The sequence below is a fragment of the Janibacter indicus genome, from assembly GCF_900176385.1.
GTDB lineage: Bacteria > Actinomycetota > Actinomycetes > Actinomycetales > Dermatophilaceae > Janibacter > Janibacter indicus.
This window is the reverse complement of record NZ_FWXN01000017.1, coordinates 1-20,631: the sequence shown is the minus strand read 5'-3', so window position 1 is coordinate 20,631 and position 20,631 is coordinate 1. Positions and strand designations below refer to the sequence as shown.

Annotated in this window: 21 protein-coding genes and 1 pseudogene; 16 read left to right on the top strand and 6 right to left on the bottom strand. The window is 67.4% G+C overall.

Going from position 1 to position 20,631, the window contains the following annotated elements; all coding sequences use genetic code 11:
- Positions 1 to 225: 225 nt before the first annotated feature.
- On the bottom strand, positions 226 to 1,437 hold the full coding sequence (locus B9B60_RS16400) for an IS256 family transposase (protein WP_084453123.1): 1,212 nt from the start codon (positions 1,435 to 1,437) through the stop codon (positions 226 to 228).
- A gap of 348 nt (positions 1,438 to 1,785) precedes the next feature.
- Here B9B60_RS16400 and B9B60_RS16395 point away from each other — a divergent pair, with 348 nt between their 5' ends.
- Positions 1,786 to 3,057: an IS110 family RNA-guided transposase gene (locus B9B60_RS16395; protein WP_200811262.1), complete on the top strand. Its 1,272-nt coding sequence runs from the start codon at positions 1,786 to 1,788 to the stop codon at positions 3,055 to 3,057.
- 111 nt (positions 3,058 to 3,168) lie between these two features.
- On the opposite strand, the gene B9B60_RS16390 is transcribed toward B9B60_RS16395, so the two are convergent.
- Positions 3,169 to 4,287 carry a sensor histidine kinase gene (locus B9B60_RS16390; RefSeq protein WP_084453121.1) on the bottom strand — a complete coding sequence of 373 codons (1,119 nt, stop codon included), beginning with the start codon at positions 4,285 to 4,287 and terminating at the stop codon, positions 3,169 to 3,171.
- Complete coding sequence (locus B9B60_RS16385) at positions 4,284 to 5,006, bottom strand: response regulator transcription factor (RefSeq protein ID WP_255494255.1); 723 nt, start codon at positions 5,004 to 5,006, stop codon at positions 4,284 to 4,286. Before B9B60_RS16385 ends, B9B60_RS16390 begins: the two co-directional genes overlap by 4 nt.
- A gap of 156 nt (positions 5,007 to 5,162) precedes the next feature.
- On the opposite strand from B9B60_RS16385, the gene B9B60_RS16380 reads away from it, so the two are divergent.
- The 4 genes from B9B60_RS16380 (at position 5,163) to B9B60_RS16365 (ending at position 8,580) form a co-directional block, all read left to right on the top strand.
- On the top strand, positions 5,163 to 5,396 hold the full coding sequence (locus tag B9B60_RS16380; RefSeq protein ID WP_084453117.1) for an SHOCT domain-containing protein: 234 nt from the start codon (positions 5,163 to 5,165) through the stop codon (positions 5,394 to 5,396).
- Positions 5,397 to 5,430: 34 nt separating this feature from the next.
- Entirely contained in the window at positions 5,431 to 6,927 is a 1,497-nt protein-coding gene (locus tag B9B60_RS16375; protein ID WP_084453115.1) for a multicopper oxidase family protein, read from the top strand.
- Complete coding sequence (locus B9B60_RS16370) at positions 6,924 to 7,817, top strand: F510_1955 family glycosylhydrolase (protein ID WP_084453113.1); 894 nt, start codon at positions 6,924 to 6,926, stop codon at positions 7,815 to 7,817. The genes B9B60_RS16375 and B9B60_RS16370 overlap by 4 nt, the downstream gene beginning before the upstream one ends.
- A 283-nt stretch (positions 7,818 to 8,100) precedes the next feature.
- Positions 8,101 to 8,580: a DUF305 domain-containing protein gene (locus tag B9B60_RS16365; RefSeq protein WP_223277689.1), complete on the top strand. Its 480-nt coding sequence runs from the start codon at positions 8,101 to 8,103 to the stop codon at positions 8,578 to 8,580.
- 70 nt (positions 8,581 to 8,650) lie between these two features.
- Here B9B60_RS16365 and B9B60_RS16360 read toward each other — a convergent pair whose 3' ends face one another.
- Positions 8,651 to 9,058 carry a four-helix bundle copper-binding protein gene (locus tag B9B60_RS16360; RefSeq protein WP_084453131.1) on the bottom strand — a complete coding sequence of 136 codons (408 nt, stop codon included), beginning with the start codon at positions 9,056 to 9,058 and terminating at the stop codon, positions 8,651 to 8,653.
- A gap of 513 nt (positions 9,059 to 9,571) precedes the next feature.
- Between B9B60_RS16360 and B9B60_RS16355 the strand changes: the two genes are divergently transcribed.
- The 8 genes from B9B60_RS16355 to B9B60_RS16320 are packed head-to-tail and all read left to right on the top strand — an operon-like array spanning position 9,572 to position 17,740.
- Positions 9,572 to 9,913, top strand: a complete 342-nt coding sequence (locus B9B60_RS16355; protein ID WP_200811261.1) for an NADH-quinone oxidoreductase subunit A — start codon at positions 9,572 to 9,574, stop codon at positions 9,911 to 9,913.
- On the top strand, positions 9,904 to 11,109 hold the full coding sequence (locus B9B60_RS17625) for a hypothetical protein (protein ID WP_159451242.1): 1,206 nt from the start codon (positions 9,904 to 9,906) through the stop codon (positions 11,107 to 11,109). Before B9B60_RS16355 ends, B9B60_RS17625 begins: the two co-directional genes overlap by 10 nt.
- Before the next feature lie 10 nt (positions 11,110 to 11,119).
- The gene (locus tag B9B60_RS16345) at positions 11,120 to 12,037 is read left to right on the top strand and encodes a complex I subunit 1 family protein (protein WP_223277687.1); all 918 of its coding nucleotides are present in this window, start codon (positions 11,120 to 11,122) and stop codon (positions 12,035 to 12,037) included.
- 3 nt (positions 12,038 to 12,040) lie between these two features.
- Positions 12,041 to 12,604, top strand: coding sequence for an NADH-quinone oxidoreductase subunit J (locus B9B60_RS16340; protein ID WP_084453108.1), 564 nt, complete (start codon positions 12,041 to 12,043; stop codon positions 12,602 to 12,604).
- Positions 12,601 to 12,903 (top strand): NADH-quinone oxidoreductase subunit NuoK, encoded by a 303-nt coding sequence (locus B9B60_RS16335; protein WP_084453106.1) that lies wholly within the window; start codon positions 12,601 to 12,603, stop codon positions 12,901 to 12,903. The genes B9B60_RS16340 and B9B60_RS16335 overlap by 4 nt, the downstream gene beginning before the upstream one ends.
- Complete coding sequence (locus B9B60_RS16330) at positions 12,900 to 14,810, top strand: proton-conducting transporter transmembrane domain-containing protein (RefSeq protein WP_084453105.1); 1,911 nt, start codon at positions 12,900 to 12,902, stop codon at positions 14,808 to 14,810. Before B9B60_RS16335 ends, B9B60_RS16330 begins: the two co-directional genes overlap by 4 nt.
- A 2-nt stretch (positions 14,811 to 14,812) precedes the next feature.
- On the top strand, positions 14,813 to 16,303 hold the full coding sequence (locus B9B60_RS16325; protein WP_084453104.1) for a complex I subunit 4 family protein: 1,491 nt from the start codon (positions 14,813 to 14,815) through the stop codon (positions 16,301 to 16,303).
- Between the two features lie 3 nt (positions 16,304 to 16,306).
- Entirely contained in the window at positions 16,307 to 17,740 is a 1,434-nt protein-coding gene (locus B9B60_RS16320) for an NADH-quinone oxidoreductase subunit N (RefSeq protein ID WP_185221139.1), read from the top strand.
- Between the two features lie 166 nt (positions 17,741 to 17,906).
- Here B9B60_RS16320 and B9B60_RS16315 read toward each other — a convergent pair whose 3' ends face one another.
- Entirely contained in the window at positions 17,907 to 18,548 is a 642-nt protein-coding gene (locus B9B60_RS16315; RefSeq protein WP_084453103.1) for a TetR/AcrR family transcriptional regulator, read from the bottom strand.
- An 85-nt stretch (positions 18,549 to 18,633) separates the two neighbouring features.
- Here B9B60_RS16315 and B9B60_RS16310 point away from each other — a divergent pair, with 85 nt between their 5' ends.
- Genes B9B60_RS16310 through B9B60_RS17620 form a run of 3 tightly spaced genes read left to right on the top strand, consistent with a single transcriptional unit; the run spans position 18,634 to position 20,557 of the window.
- Positions 18,634 to 20,043 carry an MFS transporter gene (locus B9B60_RS16310; RefSeq protein WP_084453102.1) on the top strand — a complete coding sequence of 470 codons (1,410 nt, stop codon included), beginning with the start codon at positions 18,634 to 18,636 and terminating at the stop codon, positions 20,041 to 20,043.
- Between the two features lie 60 nt (positions 20,044 to 20,103).
- Positions 20,104 to 20,319 (top strand): heavy-metal-associated domain-containing protein, encoded by a 216-nt coding sequence (locus B9B60_RS16305; RefSeq protein WP_084453100.1) that lies wholly within the window; start codon positions 20,104 to 20,106, stop codon positions 20,317 to 20,319.
- A 1-nt stretch (position 20,320) separates the two neighbouring features.
- Positions 20,321 to 20,557 (top strand): hypothetical protein, encoded by a 237-nt coding sequence (locus tag B9B60_RS17620; protein WP_234993911.1) that lies wholly within the window; start codon positions 20,321 to 20,323, stop codon positions 20,555 to 20,557.
- On the opposite strand, the pseudogene B9B60_RS17035 reads toward B9B60_RS17620, so the two are convergent.
- Positions 20,528 to 20,631 (bottom strand): annotated as a pseudogene (locus tag B9B60_RS17035) (AraC family transcriptional regulator); the annotation flags it as partial. The gene B9B60_RS17620 and the pseudogene B9B60_RS17035 sit on opposite strands and share 30 nt — an antisense overlap.

Sequence of the window (20,631 nt, the reverse complement as noted above, 5' to 3'; positions counted from 1 at the left end):
CGACTTCCTCCACACCTACAATCACGACCGCGGCCACACCGCACTCAAAGGCGCCTCACCCGCACACCGCGTACCCAACCTGGCGGGTCAGTACAGCTAGCCCAGAGCTTGCAGGGGCCACTGACGGCAAGGGCACCCAGTCGATGCGGTTAGTCGCCAGCCATCTGACATGGGTCAAGTCCGGTGACGTGGTGTACGACAGGGTGATCCTTCGTCGTTGGCGGGTCAGGCCGTGGTGGTCTGAAGGGCTGGTGCGTTCACCTCCTCGTCGGTGGCGGTGTTGGCGGCCTGTGATCGGGCGAGGACGTCGAGTCCGAGGTAGCGGCGCCCTTCGGCCCATTCGTCGTGCTGCTCGGCCAGGACGGCCCCGACGAGCCGGATGACGGATGCGCGGTCGGGGAAGATCCCGACGACGTCGGTGCGTCGGCGGATCTCGCGGTTGAGGCGTTCGTTGGGGTTGTTCGACCAGATCTGACGCCAGATCTCCTTGGGGAACGCGGTGAAGGCGAGGATGTCGGCGCGGGCGCCGTCGAGGTGGTCGGCCACGGCGGGGAGCTTTTCGGCCAGCGCGTCGACGACGCGGTCGAACTGGGCGTGGACCGCATCAGCGTCGGGCTGGTCGTAGATCGAGTGCAGCAGCGCCTTGACCCAGCCCCAGCTGGATTTCGGGGTCGCGGACATCAGGTTCGCGGCGTAGTGGGTGCGGCACCGCTGCCACGCGGCACCGGCCATAGTGGCGGCGATCGCCGCGGTCAGTCCGCGGTGAGCGTCGCTGGTGACGAGCCGGACACCGGACAGGCCGCGGGCGGTGAGGTCGCGGAAGAACGCCAGCCACCCGGCGCCGTCCTCGCTGGTGGTGACCTGGATGCCGAGGATCTCGCGGTGTCCGTCGGCGTTGACGCCGGTCGCGATGAGCGCGTGTACCGGCACGACGCGGCCACCCTCGCGGACCTTGAGGACCAGTGCATCGGCGGCCACGAACGTGAACGGCCCGGCCTCGGCCAGGGAGCGGGTGCGGAACTGCTCGACGTGGGCGTCGAGCTCCTTAGCCATCTCAGAGACCTGGGACTTCGACAGGCTGGTGATGCCCAGCGAGGCCACCAGCTTGTCCATCCGACGCGTGCTGACTCCGAGCAGGTAGCAGGTCGCCACCACACTGGTCAGCGCCCGCTCGGCGCGCTTCCTGCGTTCGAGGAGCCACTCGGGGAAGTAGGACCCCTGACGGAGCTTGGGGATCGCGACGTCCAGGGTGCCGGCGCGGGTGTCGAAGTCGCGGTACCGGTAGCCGTTACGACGGTTGACCCGGTCCGGGGTACTCGTGCCGTACTCGGCACCACAGACCGCGTCGGCCTCAGCCGACAGCAGCGTGTTGATGAACGTGGCGAGGAGCTCGCGCAGCAGATCGGGGCTCGCCTGGGCGAGCTGTTCCTCGAGCAGGGTCGATACTGGTGTTGACGGTCATCGTCGTGTCCTTCTTCGAGTCGGTTGTAGGAGATCACTCGAAGGATCACGCGGTGGCCGTCACTGCTTCTACAGCGACACGCTCACCGGGAGCCGTACACAGAGATGATGGATTCGGCTCCGGCGCCGGCGTGACCCGAAATTACACGGACGCCGTTCGCGGCTGTCTTTTTGTGGATCTGTCCGTCGACGCCGGGGTCGCTGCGGGCCGGGCGGGTACATGACTTGATAGGAGCCTGACCGGGAAGTCGTCTCACCTTTGTGCTGTCTGCACTCACCCGACCCGCGGTGACGTTCACCCACCGTTGGAAGGGATTCCCGTCAATGACGAGCATGACACCCGACGCGCCGCTCACCAACCCGCTACCGCCACCGTCCGGGCTGGTCGCAGGCGTCGACACGCACAAGAACACGCATCACGTCGCAATCCTCGATCTCGTCGGCAGACCTGTCGCCGACCGAGAGTTCCGCGCAGACGGCCGCGGCTACGCGCAGGTCATCGCGTTCCTCCACGAGCACGGCGATGTCGCACGGGTTGGTGTTGAGGGGACTGGTTCCTACGGGGCCGGTCTCGTCCGAGCGCTGAACGCCGCCGGTCTGACCGTCATTGAAGTCGCACGCCAGGACCGGCAAACACGACGGCGTCGAGGCAAGTCCGACCCGCTCGACGCGCACCAGGCAGCCGTCGCGGTCCTAGCCGGCACCGACACCGCGATCCCGAAGTCTGGTGACGGAGCAGTCGAGTCGATGCGGATCCTGCTGGCAGAGCGACGCTCCGCAGCGAAGGCGCGAGCACAGGTAATGAACCAGATCCATGCACTGCTGATCACCGCGCCCGAGCTGGTGCGACAAGCATTCCGACACCTCAGCGGGCAGCGACTGGTGAACACGCTCGCAAAGACCAGGCCCGGGACGATCCCGTCTCCTGACCCGGACGTGGTCGCCCGGCAGACACTGCGGCGGTTCGCGCTTCGCTACCTCACGATGCAAGCTGAGATCGACCTCATTGAACAGCAGCTGGACTTCCTCGCCCGGCAAGTCAACCCCACGCTGCTGTCACTGAGCGGAGTCGGCCCGGTCACCGCCGCGACGCTCCTGGTCGCCGCCGGCGACAACCCCGAGCGGCTCGGCACCCGGGCGAGCTTCGCCGCTCTCGCCGGCGTCGCCCCGATCCCCGCCTCGTCCGGGCAACGCACACGGCACCGGCTCTCTCGCGGCGGGAACCGGCACGCGAACGCCGCCCTGCACCGCATCGTGCTGCTGCGCATGCGGCACCGCGAGCCGCGCACGACGGTCTACTTCGAACGGCGTCGCGCAGAGCAACTCACGGACCGCGACATCATGCGGTGCCTGAAACGACATGTCGCGAACGAGGTCTACGCCGCCCTGCTCAACCCTGCCAAGGACCACCCGGCCGGACACGAGCTCCGAGCCCGGCGACAGGCGATCGGCACCCCGATCAGCGTCCTGGCTCAAAGCCTTGGCGTCCCCTACCAGCGCCTACGACGACTCGAGATCGGCACCCGCGCCGACCCCGAACTCGAACGCCTAGCCACCCTCGCTCTGGACAAGATCAGCCCACCACAGGACGCTTGACAGCAATAGGAGCATCCACTCTGCAGGACGTCACTCCTGGCGCCCAGCTGCCGATGATTCCGAGGCATCGTCGAACTGGTGGTGCCGCGCGGTTTCCGGCGATCTTCACGGTCAGCGCACGAGCGGTAGGGAGATGGTGAAGCATGAGCCCTTTCCGGGGCCGGGGCTGGATGCGGTGAGTCCTCCGTGATGCGCGTCGATGATGGCTTTGCTGATGGTCAGGCCGATGCCAGATCCTCGTTGGTCGTTTGTGCGGGCCGAGTCGCCGCGGTAGAAGCGTTCGAATGCGTGCTGCACCTGGTCGGGGGTCATGCCGTCGCCGGTGTCGGTGACGGTGATGATGGCTTCTCCGCTGTCGCGTCTCGCCGCAAGGGTGACTGTTCCTTCCGCCGGTGTGTGCCTGAGGGCGTTGGTGAGGAGGTTGGTCATGACTTGGGCGAATCGGACCGGATCGACAAGGGTCTCCAGTCCTGTTTTCTCGTCCAGGTCCAGTACCAAATTGAGCCCCTTGTCGGAGTAGCTGTCACGCATGCCTCCGTAGGCGGCCCACAGTAGGTCACCGACGTTGTGGCTGCGGAGATCGAGGGCGAGGTGTCCTTCTTCGGCTGTGGAGACCTCGTTGATGTCCTCGGCCAGTCGCGCCAGCCGTTCCGTCTGGGCGGTCAACGCGAGACGAGAGTCATCACCGAGGGTCACCACGCCGTCGTGCAGTCCCTCGTGGTAGGCGCTCAAGGTCGCGATCGGCGTGCGCAGTTCGTGGGCGAGGTCGGACAGCATCCGTCGTCTGGTGTCCTCGACTCCTTCCAAGCGGGCCGCCATCACGTTGAATGCTCCGGCGAGGGTCTCGAGCTCAGTCCCCGCACCGACATGAGGCACGCGGGTGGAGTAATGGCCACGGCTCAGTTCGCGCGCGGCATCGGTCATCTGCGCCAGCGGTTGACGCAGCCGTCGGGCGAGGAACCAGGCCACCGCAGTCGCCCCAGTCAGAGAGATGAGCAGGCTCACACCCGAGGCGATGAGCGAAGCGTCCCGGTAGGCCATCTCGATGTGGACCAGCTCGGGTGCGTTCTCCTGGTGCCCCGCTTGGAGGAGGTGGTCGTGGAAGATCGGGGGGCCGATGACGGCGGCGACGAGCCCGGCTGTCAGTGCTCCCGCAAGGAGTACCAGGATCTGTCCCGCCAGTAGTCGAGGCGCCAGACCCTTGGAGAGTGTGTTGACGCGCTTGTTCATCCGGGCCCCATCCGGTAACCGATGCCGCGCACCGTGGTGATGTAGCGAGCGAGATCGGGGTTGTCTCCGAGCTTGCGTCGCAGGTGAGCGATGTGGACGTCGACCAGGTGCTCGTCCCCGACCCAGCCGCCACCCCAGACCTCCTCGATGAGCTGCGTGCGGGAGAAGGCCATCGAGGGCCGTTGGGCCAAGGTCATCAGCAGATCCCGTTCGGTCGGTGTCAGCGGAACTGGTTCTCCCTTCAGGTGGACCTGCTGCCCGAGCGGGTCGACCTGAAGATCGCCGAATACCCATGGGGTCGCCGCAGCGCTGGAGTTGCCGGCGTTCCCGCCCCGTGGGCGACGCAGGACCGTCTGCACGCGTGCCATCAGCTCGCGCACGCTGAAGGGTTTGGTGACGTAGTCATCGGCGCCCACGGACAAGCCGATCAGGGTGTCCACCTCGTCCGATCGGGCGGTCACGACGATGACGTAGCAGTCGCTGAAGGTGCGGATCTGGCGGCAGACCTCGATGCCGTCCAGTCCGGGCAGTCCCAGGTCGAGGATCACCACGTCTGGGGACTGCTCTCGTGCTGCTTCGACTCCGGCGACGCCGTTGTGCTCGACTGTGGTCTGGTACCCGCTGCGGGCGAGATAGGCGGCGATCATCTCTGCCAGCGTCTTCTCGTCCTCGATGATGAGCACCTTCGCCAACGGCTCGACAGGGGTTCGTGTGCTCACGACAGACAGTCTCACCCGAGGGTCGCACCACGGCCGACATCAGCGGCGAATCGACGAGGATCTTCGTCAAACCTCAACGCGGCGACCACCAACCCATGACCTTCCCGCCGGAGCCTGTCTGCATGCCGGGAGGTCGGCTTCAAGAAGGAGTCTCCGATGATGTGGAACCACGGCTGCGACATGATGTGGCTGGGTATGGCCGCAGGCGTCCTCGCCTTCTGGGTGATCGTCGTGCTCGCCGTGCGCGCACTGTTCCCCGGCCAGAGCAGCACCGCCACAGGCCCTACCCGGGCCGACGCGCTGACGCTTCTCGACGAAGGACTGGCCCGCGGTGACATCAGCGTCGATGAGTACGAAAAGCGACGTCACCTGATCATTCACGGCCGCTGACGCGCGTCGGTACATCGACGCTTGGAAGGGAACTATGAACACCATCACTCGCCGTGGCCTGCTGATCGGCGGTCTCGGTACCGCTGGCGCAGCGGGCTTCGGAGCCTATGCCGCCACCCAAGGATCGGGTGCCAGCGCGCCGAAGGGCACCTTCGGCGCTCCGACGCCGGTCTCACCTGACCCGGGCCAGACGGTGGTGACCAAGACGTTGACCGCCAAGCCGATCACCCTCGATCTAGCGGGCCGCACCGTCTCGACCTGGGGATACGGCGACGCCGTGCCTGGCCCACTTCTGCGGGCCACCGCCGGCGACTTCCTGCGGGTCACTCTCGACAACCGACTTCCGGACGAAACCACCATCCACTGGCACGGTCTTCGCTTGCGCAACCCGGCCGACGGCGTCCCCGGCATGACCCAGGACCCGGTGAAGCCAGAAACCTCCTACGTCTACGAATTCACAGCGCCCGACCCGGGCACGTACTTCTTCCACCCCCACGTCGGCGTCCAGCTCGACCGGGGACTGTACGCCCCGTTGATCATCGACGACCCGAACGAGCCAGGCGACTACGACACCGAGTGGGTCCTCGTCCTCGATGACTGGATCGACGGAACGGGCACCACGCCCGACGAGGTCCTGGAGAAGCTCTTGGCCAACGACTCCGGATCCGGAGGCATGGGTGGCATGGACCACGGCGAGATGGATGGCATGAACCAAGGCGCCATGGACGAGGCCGCGCCCTGGGGTGACGCCGGCGACGTGACCTACCCCTACTTCCTCATCAACGGACGGCCGCCAGCAGACCCCGAGACGCTCACGGCCAAGCCGGGGCAGAAGGTTCGTCTGCGAATCATCAATGCCGCCTCCGACACCATCTTCACCGTTGCTCTCGGGGGGCATCGGATGACGATCACGCACAGCGATGGGTTCCCGGTCGAGCCGACCGAGACGGATGCGTTCTACATCGGGATGGGCGAACGTTACGACGCGATCGTCACCCTCGAGGACGGGGTCTTCCCCTTGGTGGCCAAGCCGGTCGGCAAGACCAGCGGCGGTCAGGCCATGGCCCTGGTCCGCACCGGAAGCGGCGCCGCCCCCGCAGCGGACGCCAACCCACGAGAACTCACTCGAGAAGTCCTCGTCGGCTCTGACCTGAGACCGGTCCAGGCAGCCAAACTGCCCAGCAGGAGACCCGATGCAACCGCGCGGCTCACTCTCACCGGATCGATGCAGCCCTACGCATGGGGGATGAACGGAGCTCCGTTCGGCAAGAACGAGCCCCTGACCGTCCGGGCCGGGCAACGACTGCGGATCAACGCCACCAACATGACGATGATGACCCACCCGTTGCACGTGCACGGCCACACCTTTGCCCTGCCCTCCGGGCTCAGGAAGGACACCGTCCTCATGGCCCCCATGCAGTCTTTCGCCATCGACCTCGACGCCGACAACGAGGGCGACTGGCTGATCCACTGCCACAACATCTACCACGGAGAGGCTGGCATGATGATCGCCCTGGAGTACACCGCATGAGGCCCCGTCGACGTCGCGGCGTCCTTGGTGTCGCTGCCGTCGCTGTCCTGGCGCTGCTGGCCGGCTGCTCTTCAACATCCGACACCGGGAACGAGTCCGCCGGCGTCGAGTCATCGACGGGCACAGCACAGGACGGCGCGGCCGGGCAGCCCACGCCCCTGATTCATGTTCATGGGATCGCTCGTCACCCACGCACCGACGACCTGCTGGTGGCCACTCACCACGGCTTGTTCCATCGAGTCGACGGCGAGCTCGTCCGCAAGGGTCCTGCCATCGACCTGATGGGCTTCACCATCGGCGACGACGGCACTCTCTACGCCTCCGGTCACCCAGCGCCCGGCACCGACCTCCCCCAGCCGGTGGGTCTCATCACCTCGCAGGACACGGGCCGCACGTGGCAGGTCGCCTCACTCGGTGGACGCTCGGACTTCCACGCTTTGACCGCCGGCCCGAACGGGGTCATCGGGTTCGACGGAACGCTTCGACACACCAGCGACAAAAAGACCTGGGACACGCGGGACATCCCCTCGCCACCACGGGTACTGGCCGCTTCTCCCACGTCCGGGACGTTGCTGGCCACCACCAGCGCTGGCCTGCTGATGAGCCAGGACGACGGCGTCACCTGGACCTCCCTCGCCCCACCGGAGACCGCCGTCCTCGCCGCCTGGGCCGACGAAGAGACCATCGTGATCTCGTCAGCCGAAGGAAGACTGGCAACCAGCAGCGACGCCGGCCAGACCTGGACCCTCCACCCCAAGAGCATCGGCCCGGCCGAAGCGCTGTGGGCGGGCCGCACCAGTGACGGGCAGCTGGAGATCATCGCGTCTGTCGAAGGGCGCGTGATCAGCACCACGGACGCAGGAGCGACCACCCAGACGTTGGGGCAGTGACTCGTCGCCGTCATCCCTGTTGCAGGTCAGGCGCTGCGATTCGCCGATTCTCCACCGGCACCGGGTGGCCTTCATCCAACCTCAACGAAAGCGGGATCGAATCATCATCTCGCGACGTGAGGGTGACCCTGTCCTCGACAATTTTGCGAAGGAGTCCCCAATGACCCCCCCTGGACGGCGCGCTGCCCTCGTGGTCGCGACAACCCTCACCGCAGGCGCCTTGGCTGCCTGCTCCAGCGGCTCAGACGGATCCATGTCCGGGATGGACCATGACAAGACACCGATGAGCGCCAGCGATACCTCTACGACGGCGGACGGTCGGCAAGGCGACATCATGTTCGCCCAGATGATGATCCCCCACCACGAGCAAGCGATCACGATGGCCGACCTCGCTCTCGATCCGTCCGCCAAGGCATCAGGGCAGGTCCGTGACTTCGCCAAGGACATCAAGGGTGCCCAAGGTACCGAGATCCAGACGATGGAAGGTTGGCTCGAGGACTGGGACGCCCCCACCGCCAGCTCTTCCGGCATGGACCACGGGTCCGGGATGATGACGCAGGATGAGATGTCCAAACTCGAGTCGGCCACTGGCGCCGAGTTCGACAAGCAGTGGCTCACCCTCATGATCAAGCACCATCAGGGCGCTGTGACCATGGCAGAGCAAGTTCTCACCACGACTGAGGACGATGCAGTCGAGAGGATGGCCAAGGCCATCGTCAAGGCCCAGAAGGCCGAGATCAAGGCCATGCAGCGCGAACTCTGAGCGCGACAGCCATCGCACGTCCGGCTGAACGGACGAGCGATGGTCGCGCGAGCTGCACTCGGGTAGACGGTTAGGTGAGCGAACTGATCAGCTCGCGGCAGGCCCGCTCACAACGCCGGCACGCCTCGGCGCAGATGCGGCAGTGCTCATGCATCGAGGCATGCTGCTCGCAGCTGTCGCCGCACGACGTGCATGCTGTTGCACAGGCCTCGAGGAGGGCCCGCGTCACGTTGGCGTCGTAACCGGTGTGGCGCGAGAGCGCCGATCCGGTCGTGGTGCAGATGTCCGCGCAGTCGAGGTTGGCGCGGATGCACTGGGTGAGATCAGCCACCTTGTCCTCGCTCAGACAGGCGTCGGCACAGGCTGTGCAGGTCTGGGCGCACTCGAAGCAGGCTTGGATGCACTCGGTCAGCTTGGCCCTGTCGATGCCACCCAAGTCCTTGGGGTAGGTATCGAGCATCTGTTCCACGGTGTGCATGTATTGCTCCTTCATCCGATGGTGCGGCGCGCACGATGGTCGGTGCGGCGCGCAGACGAGTTCGTGGTACCCGGGCGAGATATGCCGAAACACGCTCGGCATTGCCCAAGAGCGGATCGTCGCTGGGATGCCGGCGTTGCCACTGCTGGTCAGCATGGCGCCCTCTCTCTGGACAGACTGACGCTAAGGGGCTTCCCGGTTCGCCCTGCACAGGCGATACCGCCTAGGGGTATAGCGTGGGAGGACACGAAAGAAGGGAGATGGCATGACAACGGCCAATCGGCGGGTTCGCGTGGCGGCGACTGCCGCGGCGGCAGTCGCGCTGCTTGCAGGCTGCGGAGGAACAGCTGAGGAGGATGCGACGCAGTCGTCGGTGACGTCTGACTCGTCTGCGTCCGGCAGTGAGACCAGCGAAGCAATGGGCAGCCTCGTGGCAGAGGACGCCTTGTAGGGTCGATCCATCTGCTGCCTCACGAGAGTTCGTTGTCTAAAGGTCGAGAAGGGCGGATCGCGGTGTACGGGATCGTGGCCATGGCGCTGGTGGCTGTATTCGCTGTGGTGTCCCTCTATGCGCTCCACCGGGCTGTGAGTGTGTTGGCCGATCCGCTGACTGCGCTTCCTGCTCAGTCGGGGTGGGTTCCGCAGGAGCATGCTCTGTCTCGGTTCCATGCACGCTGGTATCCCGCCTCGATCGTCTTTCTCGCCTTCGACGTCGAGATGCTGTTCATGTACCCGTGGGCAGTAATCGTGGCCGAGGAAGGGATCTCTGCGGTCGTGGAGATGTTCCTGTTCCTGGGAGCACTGCTCATCGCCGTGACGTGGGCATGGCGGGAGGGGGTCTTCCGATGGGTCTGACCCGGATGCTCGCCCATCTGGCGATCCGCACCGCCCGTGTCCTGATCGTCGAGGCACCTGGTCAGTGGCTCACGCGCGCGGAGCTCGAGCAGCAGATGCTGCGTCGAGGCTGGCGTGCCGCATGGACGCCGGCAGAGGCTGACGTGCTGGTCGTGTGCGGTGTGCCAGGCCCCGAGCTAGGCGAACTCGTGGAGCGCCTGTGGGAGCAGATGCCCGGCCCACGGGTGCGCGCCGACGTCCCCTCGCCCACAGCTGTGGGCGGCGCCCTCGATGCCGCCGCATCGCTCCTGCTCGACACCCCGTATCACCGGATGGACGCCCAAGCACGGGCGCGAGAGCCTCAGATTCCGGACGACCACGGCCAGATGGACCCTGAGGGTCACGGCCACCATCAGGATATGGGCCACGAGGGCATGGACCACGGCGGGCACGAGGGCATGGACCACGGCGGGCACGAAGGCATGGACCACGGAGACCACGAAGGCATGGACCACGGAGACCACGAAGGCATGGATATGGCCCCGGCTGGGATCGCGCTGGCCCAAGGCGGTCAGGACCGGGACGGTCTGGAGATGGATGTCCTGCATCTCCCACTTGGTCCTGTCCTTCCGTTCTGGCCGGCCGGTCTGGTGCTGCTCTGCTCGCTGCAGGGTGACGTCGTGGTCGATGCCGAGGCGTCCATCGTCGATGCTTCGGGCCAGACTTCCGGCGGGAGCGAGCCTGAGGCGCATCCTGCGTCAGCCACTGCGCTGCGGTGCGACGGCGTGATGGCACTGTTGGCGATCGCTGGGGCCGGGCACGCGACCACATGTGCTCGCCATGCCCGGGACGCACTGTTGCGTGGTGATCAGCCCGCCGCCCGAGAGGCCATCGAGGCGCTGCACCGCACGGTGCGGAAGTCGTGGCTCCTGCGCTGGTCCCTACGTGGTGTACTGCCGCTCGATCAGTCCGATCTGGCACGTCACGACCTGCCGAAGGGCTGCCGAGGAGACGCCCACGACCGTCTTTCGTCCATGGTGGAGGGGCTTCGGGCCGAGATCGGCGGCGCGGGTCTGGCGCCGGCCGTGACCGACGCAGTGCCGTGGGAGGCTGTGCCGCAGCTGGTGGTCGGGTTGGAGCTGGCCACCGCGCGACTGGCCGTGGCCAGTTTGGGTCTGGAACCGTTCGCTGCCACCCAGGGGGTGGGGCATGCCTGAAGGTGTGCTGGTGACCATTCCTGTGGGGTGGGCCGTGCTGGCCGGCATCCTCCTGTGCGCTCTGGCTTACTTCGCGGTGGCGCTGGATGCGGTGCTGTCGGCCCGCGAGCACGGCCTTGGCGGCGGGTGGGCCGCGCCACTGAGCCGCACTGCCCGGCTGCTCCGGCAGCGGCGACGCACCACCGTGGCCGCGGACACCCTGCTGTGGCGGATCGGTGGCGCCGGGATGTTCGTCGGCGCGTTCTTGATGGTCGCAGTGATCCCGATGGGCCGGTGGGTGCTGGCCGATCCCGATGTCGGCATTGTGTGGTTCAACGTCGTCGACGTCATGGTCTGGGCGTTGGTGTGGCTGACGGGATGGGGCGCGAACTCCACCCACAGCCTGGTGGGGGGCTACCGCTTTCTCGCCCACGGACTTGCCTACGAACTGCCGCTGATGTTCGCCCTGGTGGCTCCGGCGATCGCCGCCGGCAGCCTCGGCGTCGGGGACGTGGTGGCCGCGCAGGACGGCCTGTGGTTCGTGGTGTGGATGCCGGTGGCGTTTGTCATCTACCTGGTGGGCGTGACCGGGTTCTCCGTGTGGGGACCGTTCGCCCCCGCGCTGGCGCCAGACATCGCCGGTGGGGTGCTGGCCGAGCTCTCGGCTGTGGACCGCCTGGTCTTCCAGGCCGGGCGCTACCTGTTCCTGGCCGCCGGAGCAGCCTTCTCCGTGCCGCTGTTCCTGGGCGGTGGCGCCGGGCCGGTGATGCCTGGCTGGGCATGGATGCTCGCCAAGACCGTGGTTGTGCTGGCCGTGCTGGTGTGGCTGCGCCGAAAGATTCCGCTGGTGCGCCCGGACCGGTTCATGGAGATCGGGTGGATGGTGCTGCTCCCGGCGGCCGTGCTCCAGGACCTCCTCGTGTCCCTCATCGTCATCCGGGGAGGCTGAACCGTGCTGACCGGAGTCGCGTTCTGGACGCTGGCCGTAGCGGCTGTGGCCTCGGGCGTCGCCGTGTTCGTGGTGGACTCCATGGCTCGAGCCACGTACGCACTGGCCCTCTCGTTCATCGCCGTGGGCATACAGATCCTCCTGCTGCAACAGGGCTACCTCGGGCTGATCACGATCCTGATGATGGTGATGGAGATGGCTGTGATGGCCATCTACATGGTGATGTTCATGGGCATGAATCCGGCGCTGATGCCCATGGACATGACCCACGGAAAGAAGACGGCGATCGGCGCATCGGTCGGGGCCTTCGTGCTGCTGGCCGGTGGTGCCCTGCTCATCCCTTGGCCGCAGCGCCGCGGCGCCGCCCCCGACGACCTGACTCGCGCCCTCGGTCTGGAGATCATGGGCGAGAAGATGCTGGTCATGGCCGTGCTGGGGCCGGTCATGGTCGCAACGATCGTGGCCGGGGTGGTCCTGGCTGCCCACCGCACCCGCTATGACCGGTTCGGCGATGATCTGCAGCGTCGCCCGGCCGAGGGCCCACAAAGGGGAAATGCGGGCCGATGACCCTCGAAGCCGTGCTCGTGGTGGCTGCCGCACTGTTCGCGGTAGGTCTTTATGGTGCCCTGTCCCAGCAGGTCGTCGTGATGGTGATGATGGGGCTTGAGCTGATGATCAACGGAGTGCTCCTGGCTGCCGCAGGATTCTGGTTCTTCCTCGCCCCGGACCCTTCCGGGCAGGTCCTGCTGCTGGTGGTGCTGGCCGCGATGACGGTGGAAATGGCCATGGGCTTCGCCGTGGCCACGCTGCTGCATCGCCGGCAGCAGACGGACATGACCGACATGGCCCAGGAACTGTCCCGATGACCGGCGCCCAGACCGCACTCGTGGCCATGGTGGTGCTCCCAGCCACCGTTGGCGGTGCACTCGCCCTTCTGCGCCCGCACCGCGCCGCGGCACCGATTGCTCTGGTGACCTCAGGGCTCGCGACTGCCCTGGCGCTCGGCACTGCGCTGACTCGCCCGGCCGTGTCGTACCCCTTCATCGTGGGCGCTGACTTCGCGCTGGACGTCGACGCTCTCGCCGCGCTGATCGTGCCGATGATCACCACAGTCACCTTCTTCGTCCTCGTCTTCTCGGCCGGGAACATTCGAGAGTCCCAGGGTCGCTTCCACGGGCTGATGCTCATCTTCTCGGCGGCCGCCCTGGTCACTGCGACCGCCGCCAGCATCCCGGCACTGCTGTTCGCCTGGGAGGTGATGGGCGCGACTTCCTACGCCCTGATCGGCTTTTGGTGGCGAGATGTTGACCGCGTCTCAGCAGGCCTCACTGCGTTCGTCACGACCCGCACGGCCGACCTGGGCCTCTACGTCGCTGCGGGCGCTGCCTTGGCCGGAGGGACGGGGATGGCCTTGGCCGACCTCCCGGCCGCGCAGGGATCGTGGCGGCACGTCGCCGCCGCCGGGATCGTGGTGGCGGCATTGGGCAAGGCAGCGCAGCTGCCCTTTTCCTTCTGGCTCTCCGGAGCGATGAAAGGACCCAGCCCAGTCAGCGCGCTGCTGCACTCCGCAGCGATGGTCGCGATGGGCGGATACCTGCTGTTGCGCGTGGAGCCCCTGCTGGCCTCGACCGCCTGGGCCGGGCCGCTCACTGCGTGGGTCGGCGTGTCCACGGCGGTGCTCATGGGGATCGTGGCGTTGGCGCAGCGGGAGCTCAAGCAGCTGTTGGCCGCCTCCACGGCCGCCCAGCTGGGCTTCGTGGTGCTCGCCGCCGGCGTGGGCACAGTCAGCGGCGGCGCCGCCCACTTGGTGGCGCACGCCTGGGTCAAAGCTCTGCTGTTCCTGGCCGCGGGTGCGTGGCTGACGGCACTGGGCACCGAGGAGTTCACGAAACTACGGGGTGTCGCCCGTCGGTGGCCGGTCGTGGGTGTGGCCGCGAGCGTGGCGGCGTTGGCCTTGGCCGGGGTCGCGCCGCTGTCCTTGTGGGCGACCAAGGAGGCCGTGCTCACCGCTGCGCTCGAGACATCCCCGTGGCTCTACGCCGCAGGGTTACTGGCCGCGGCATTGTCGGCCGCCTATGCCGGCAAGGCACTGTGGGCGATCTGGCGGCGCGACTCTCACGCGGGAGTCCGGGTTGACGGCGCCAATGAGGTGAGCGCCTGGGAGCAGGCGCCGCTGGTCATGCTCGCCCTTGGTGCGGCCGTCCTGGGTGTGCTCGCTCTGCCTCCGATCGGTGGCCTGCTCGCCGACGCAGTGGGCGGTCGCGGTGAGGTCCCAACTGTCGAACTGGCCGTCTCTGCCGTGATCGCGGTGGTCGTGGTGCTGCTGATGCTGCGGCTGCGTGCCCCTGCGCCGAGATGGGCGCTCGGGTGGTTGGGGCTGGAAGCGGCTGCGCAGGGAGTCGTCGTGCGTCCGTCCTTGGCCTTGGCACGCACTCTGGCGCGGTTCGACGACCACGTCCTGGACAGGGCCGTGAATGCTCTGGCTGGGACGGCCCTTGTGCTGGCGCGGGTCGCCGCGCGCGTCGATGACCTCGTGGTGGACAGGGCCGTGAATGCTCTGGCTGGGGCAGCCCTTGTGCTGGCGCGGGTCGCCGCGCGCGTCGATGACGTCGTGGTGGACCGGGCCGTTGCATCCGTCGCCGGACGGGTCCGCCGCCTCGGACACTTGGCACGGGCCCCGCAGACAGGGGCCATCCACCAGTACTTCCTTCAGACCGTCGCCGTCCTCGCCGCAGGCGCCGTGGTCTGGTCCGTCTACTCCGTGATGGGTTGAGCATGCTGAGTCTGATCGTCTTCCTTCCCTTGGTCGTCGCCGCGGTCGTGGCTGCGGTTCCCACGCTCGGCGCCGCAGCCGCTCGGTGGGTGTGGGTCGCGGTAAGCGCCGTGGAACTGGTACTCGTCGGCGTGCTCTGGGCCGGCTACGAAGACCCCGGATCGAATGGGTTGGCCTTCGAGGAGCAGGTGCCGTGGATCCCGGGGGTCGGCAGTAGCTACCACGTTGGCGTGGACGGGCTGTCGTTGCCGCTGGTGGCCATGACGGCGGTCGTCTTCTTCGCCTGTGCCGTCTACGCCCTTCGCGACTGGGAACGGCCCCGCGCGCAGACGGCACTGTTCCTGTTCCTGCAGGGCGTGAGTCTCGGGGTGTTCGTGGCCGCCGACCTCATCTTGTTCTTCGTGTTCTTCGATCTGTCCATCGTGGGCATGTACTTCGTGATCGCCGGCTGGGGCCACGGGAACGCCGCCCGATCCGCGCTGAAGTTCTTCCTCTACACGTTCCTGGGATCTCTCGCCCTGCTGCTGGGATTCATCGGGCTGTACGTGGCTTCGGATCCGCACACCTTCGACATCCCCGAGCTCGTCGCGGCCGCGCCCTTGGAGGACAACCCGCTGGCCGGAGGGCTGGTGCTCGCGGCGATCCTCGTGGGTCTGGCCGTGAAGACCCCCACCGTGCCGTTCCACACCTGGCTGCCCCCAGCCCACACCGACGCACCGGCCACCGGCTCGGCCGTGCTGGCAGGCGTGCTGCTGAAGATGGGGACCTACGGCTTCGTGCGCATCGCCATGCCGATCCTGCCCGAGGCCTGGCGCGCATGGGCCTGGGCGATCGTGGTGATCGGCATCGTCTCCGTCCTGTACGGAGCGTTCGTGGCACTGGCCCAGACCAACCTCAAACGGATGATCGCCTACACCTCCGTGAACCACATGGGCTACATCGTCCTCGCCCTGGGTGCGGTCGGCCTCGTCGTCGACAACTCCGCCCAAGCCCGTTCGGTGGCAGTCACCGGCGCGGTCGTGCAGATGGTCAGCCATGGGCTGATCACCGCCGCGCTCTTCCTCCTGGCCGGGGTGATGCACACCCGCGCCGGCACCTACGACTTGGGTTCCTACGGCGGTCTGGCCAAGCCTGCACCGCGCTACGCGACGCTGTTCGCGGTGGCGGCGTTCGCCTCGCTGGGCCTGCCCGGATTGTCCGGGTTCATCGCTGAGTTCCAGATCTTTGCCGGCAGCATCGCAGTCGCCCCGGTCACCGCGATCGCTCTGCCGGGCATCTTGGTCACCGCCGCCTTGTTCCTGCTAGCGCTGCAGCGAGTCTTCACCGGCCCCACGCAGGGCCAATCGCCCGGATTTGCAGACCTACACGGCCGGGAGCTGTGGTCGATCGGTCCATTGCTGGCCCTGTCGCTGCTCATCGGGGTGTTGCCCCAGGTGCTGCTCGGGGTGATCGAGCCGGCCTCCGCCGCCCTCGTCGACCTCGTCGGGAGATAGCGGATGGACGGCTCGATGCAGATGCAACCGGCACTGCTACTACCAGAGATCACCACCTTCATCGGTGGCCTCATCGTCCTGCTGGGCGGGTCATTCCTCCCCCGAGACCGTCAGTGGATCGCCCGCGCCGTGGCCGCCCTCGCGCTGCTGGGCGCCGCGACCGCAGCGGTCCTGGCCATGGCCGGGCCCGCTCAGACCGCGTTCTCCGGAACCTTTGCCGTGGACACCGCCACCGGCGCCGCCCGGGTGATCGCCGCACTGACCACCCTGCTGATCTTGGGCGTGGCCTCCGGGGAGATCGCTGGTTCAGCCCGCGAGTCCGACACCTACGCACTGCTGCTTTTCGCCACCACGGGGGTCATGGTCCTGGCCGGAACCACCGATCTGCTCGTGCTCATCGTCGGATTCCTCCTCGCCAGCATTCCCTTGTACGGGGTCGTGGGACTCACCGGCGGGCGCACCGGGGCCGAGGCGGCCTTGAAGACCTACCTCATGGGGGCCCTTTCGGGCATCCTGCTCATGCTCGGGGTCACCGTGCTCTACGCCCTGACCGGCGCCACCGACTACGCCCGGCTCAAGGAGGAACTGCCTGGGGCGCCGGGCGCAGCCGTGGGCGCAGGCGTGTTGTGTGTGCTCGTCGGGTTGCTCTTCAAGGCCGGCGGGGTGCCCGTCCACTTCTGGGTGCCCGACGCCGCCCAAGGTGCCGGTGTCACCGCCGCGACCTTCCTGACCACCGTGCCCAAGATTGGAGCGCTGGTGGCCGTGTACCGGCTGATGGCCATGGTCTCTGCCGGGAACGAGTCCTGGCTGGTCGTCGTGGCGGTACTGGCCACGGCATCGATGTTCCTGGGCAATCTGGCCGCCTACTGGCAGCGCGATCCACGCCGGCTGCTGGGCTGGTCGACGGTCTCCCAGGTCGGGTTCCTGCTCGTGCCCGTGGCCGCCGCGGGGCGCAGTGATCTCGCCCTGCCCTCGCTCCTTTTCTACCTGGCCGCGTACGCCCTGACCAACGTTGCCGCCTTCGCCGTCACCGCGGCCCTTCCCGAGTACCGGGACTTGACCGCCTACCGCGGCCTAGCCCGCGCCCGCCCCGGGCTCGCGCTGGCACTGCTCGTCGCGCTGCTCGGACTGGTGGGCACCCCACCGACGGCCGTGTTCGTCGGCAAGCTCACCACCGCCACCGCCGCCTGGGACGGCGGGCACGGCTGGCTGGCCCTGGTCGTGATGCTCAACAGCCTGCTCAGCCTCTTCTATTACCTGCGCTGGTTCGGCCCCGTCTTTGCCCGTCCGGTGCCGGACTCTCCTCAAGCTCCGCGCCTGGTCGGGGAGGCCATCTGGCCCGCGGCCACCGCCGCTGCCGCTGCCTCCGCGAGCCTGGCACTCGGGATCCTCGCAGGCCCCCTGTGGACGGCTCTGGAGACGCCACTGCTGCTGTAGACGAGGCAGCTCAGTACTGCTCGTCCATGCCTGAGATCTGCGGCCGGTCCGGCACGCCAGGTACGGGTGAAGAGCTCGACCTCGGCATCGGCTCCCAAAGTGTGCAGACTTCTCGCGGCAGAGGTTCCTGCCGCGCCGGCGCCGATGATTCCGATCCGAGGAGAGCTCATCGTTCTCCCGTCTCCGTTGCAGTGAAGGCCGGCAGCAGGATCGCGTCGATGAACCAGGGCGCGTCGTCGGGATCGAGCCTGCCGATGCGCACTTCCTCGGCTGCACCGTTCAGCACGACGTGCGTGGTGGTCAGCAGCCAGGTCACCGGTAGGTCGACGCGGAAGGCGCCCTCGCGCTGACCGCGCAGCAGCAGACCGCGCATGCGGGCTTCGGCCTTCTCGTGCAGCTCGCGGATGCGCGCCGCCGAGAGCTCCTTCTGCGCTGTGGCCAGCAGGGCGCGGGACTGGTCGACGAACATCCAGCTGGAGGCCACCAGCCGCTGGAACGCCTCGCCCGCGTCACCGTCGAGGGGGATCTCGCTCAGTACCTCTTCGGCGCGTTCGAGGCTGTCGACTAGGGCGGCCTCGATGAGCTCGGCGCGGGTCTGGAAGTGCCCGTACAGGGTCATCCGCCCCACTCCGGCCTCCGCGGCGATGTCGGCAACCGAAGCGTCGGGATTCTTCCGGATCGCGATGACGGTCGCCGCCAAGATCTTCGCCCGGTTGCGCTGGGCGTCGGCCCGCTGATTGGCGACACGGCTACCTGTCGCAGGGGCGCGTCGGGTGCCTCGTGTCGTCTGAGCCTTCTTCGTCGGCATCGTCCACCTCGTAAGTCGTACTGGAATGTATGAGATAGTGTAGCCGTTACAACTCGTACCCTACTGATTGACTTAGGAGTCGGAGATGACCACACGCACACAACCCGACAGCACGACGTCGGCCTACCCCAGACGCTGGCTGGCGCTCGCCTTGCTGGGCACGGCCCAGTTCATGCTGATCCTCGACGTGACCGTCGTCGCGATCGCACTGCCACAGATGGAGGCGGACCTGGCGCTCTCCCGCGAGGCCCTGACCTGGGTCGTCGCGGCATACACGGTCACCTTCGGCGGGCTGATGCTCCTCGGTGGCCGAAGCGCTGACCTGTTCGGCGCCAAACGCATCGTCTATTCCGGCCTGCTTACCTTCGTCGCCGGTTCCCTGGCCGCCGGTTTCGCCGACAGCGGAACCGTGCTGCTCGCGGGGCGCATCGCTCAGGGGATCGGAGCGGCCATGCTCTCCCCGGCGGCGCTGTCCGTGGTGGTGCGGCTGTTCGAGGGCGATGAGCGCAACCGAGCGCTGGGCATCTGGTCGGCGCTGGGTGGTGGCGGGGCCGCCGTCGGCGTGCTGCTCGGCGGGCTCATCACGGCCGGCCCAGGCTGGCCGTGGGTGTTCTTCATCAACGTGCCCGTGGGCGCGATCGTCTTGATCGGCCTGCTGCGCGTCCTCCCGCCGCTGCCGCCGCAGCCCGGTGCCCGCGCACGCCTGGACGTCCTCGGCGCCGTTCTTGTGACCGGTGCCACGGGTCTGGCGATCTACGCACTCACCGTCGCAGGGGAGATTGGGTGGACCGCGCCGCGGGCGCTCATCATCGCGGGGATCGCGGTGGCGCTCTACCTGCTGTTCGGTTGGTGGCAGAACACGACGAGCTCGCCGCTGATGAACCTCTCCCTGCTCGGCAGGCGTCCGGTGTTCTCTGGCGTGTTCGTGCTCGGGATTGCCACCGCGCTGATGGTTGCGGTGTTCTTCCTCGGCACCTTCTACTTCCAGCAGTACGCCGGCTACGGCCCGCTCGTTACCGGCCTGCTGTTCCTGCCCGTCGCCCTGGCGACGATGGTCGGCGCGCAGGTGGCAGGAAAGCTCGTTGGTAGGCTCGGCGCCCGCAGGCTCGGCGCGATCGGCATGACCGTCGGCGCCATCGGGCTGCTCGTTCCCGCACTGTGGTCGACCACCCTGACCACGACCATCGGGATCAGCTTCGGCTCGCTCGGCATCGGTGCGCTCTTCGTGGTCGCCTCCGCAACCGCGCTCGGAAACGTCGCGCCGGAGGAGGCCGGCATTGCATCCGGGCTGCTGAGCACCTTCCACGAGATCGGCGCCTCGGTCGGCGTCGCGACCGTCTCCAGCATCGCCGCCGTCAGCCTGACCAGTGGCGGCGACACCGGGTTCCAGCAGGCGTTCCTGGCCGCCGCGATCGCCGCGATCGCCGCGACCGTCATCGCCAGCATCGCCATCCCCGGACGCCCGCGGAAGTCATCACCAGCACCCACGCATTGATCTATACCCCCTAGGGGTATAGATCAAAGAAAGTCATACACGAGTGAAGGAGTTTTGGTCATGAGCACGAACACGACCGAGTACCAGGTGACCGGAATGAGCTGCGGACACTGCGAGGCCGCGATCCGCACCGAGGTCTTCGAGATCCCCGGCGTCACCGACATCGACGTCAGCGCAGCTACCGGTCGCCTGGCTGTGACCGCCACTCAACCGGTTGAGGACGCCGCGGTGGTCGCGGCGGTCGACGAGGCAGGATACACCGCCGTCAGGAGCTGAGATGAAGGCACCTGCACGGCTGGGCCTGTACGGGCTGGTCCTCGTGGCCGTGTTCGCCGTGGCTGGATTCACGGCGAACGCGGTCATCCCCGAGGAGACCGTGCAGAGCTGGGCAGAAGACACCGCACAGAACACCCATCACGACGAAGGAGACAACATGGACACAGCCGGGCACGAGGGCCAGCCAGGCGACACGGCCCCCCTCGGCCTGGGCGGGGGTGAGGTCCGTGGTTGCTGAGAGGTGCCGAGCTCGTTCGATGCGAAGCCGTTGGACGAAGCCGAGCGGAGTGAGGTTGAGCGCCGCACGGACTC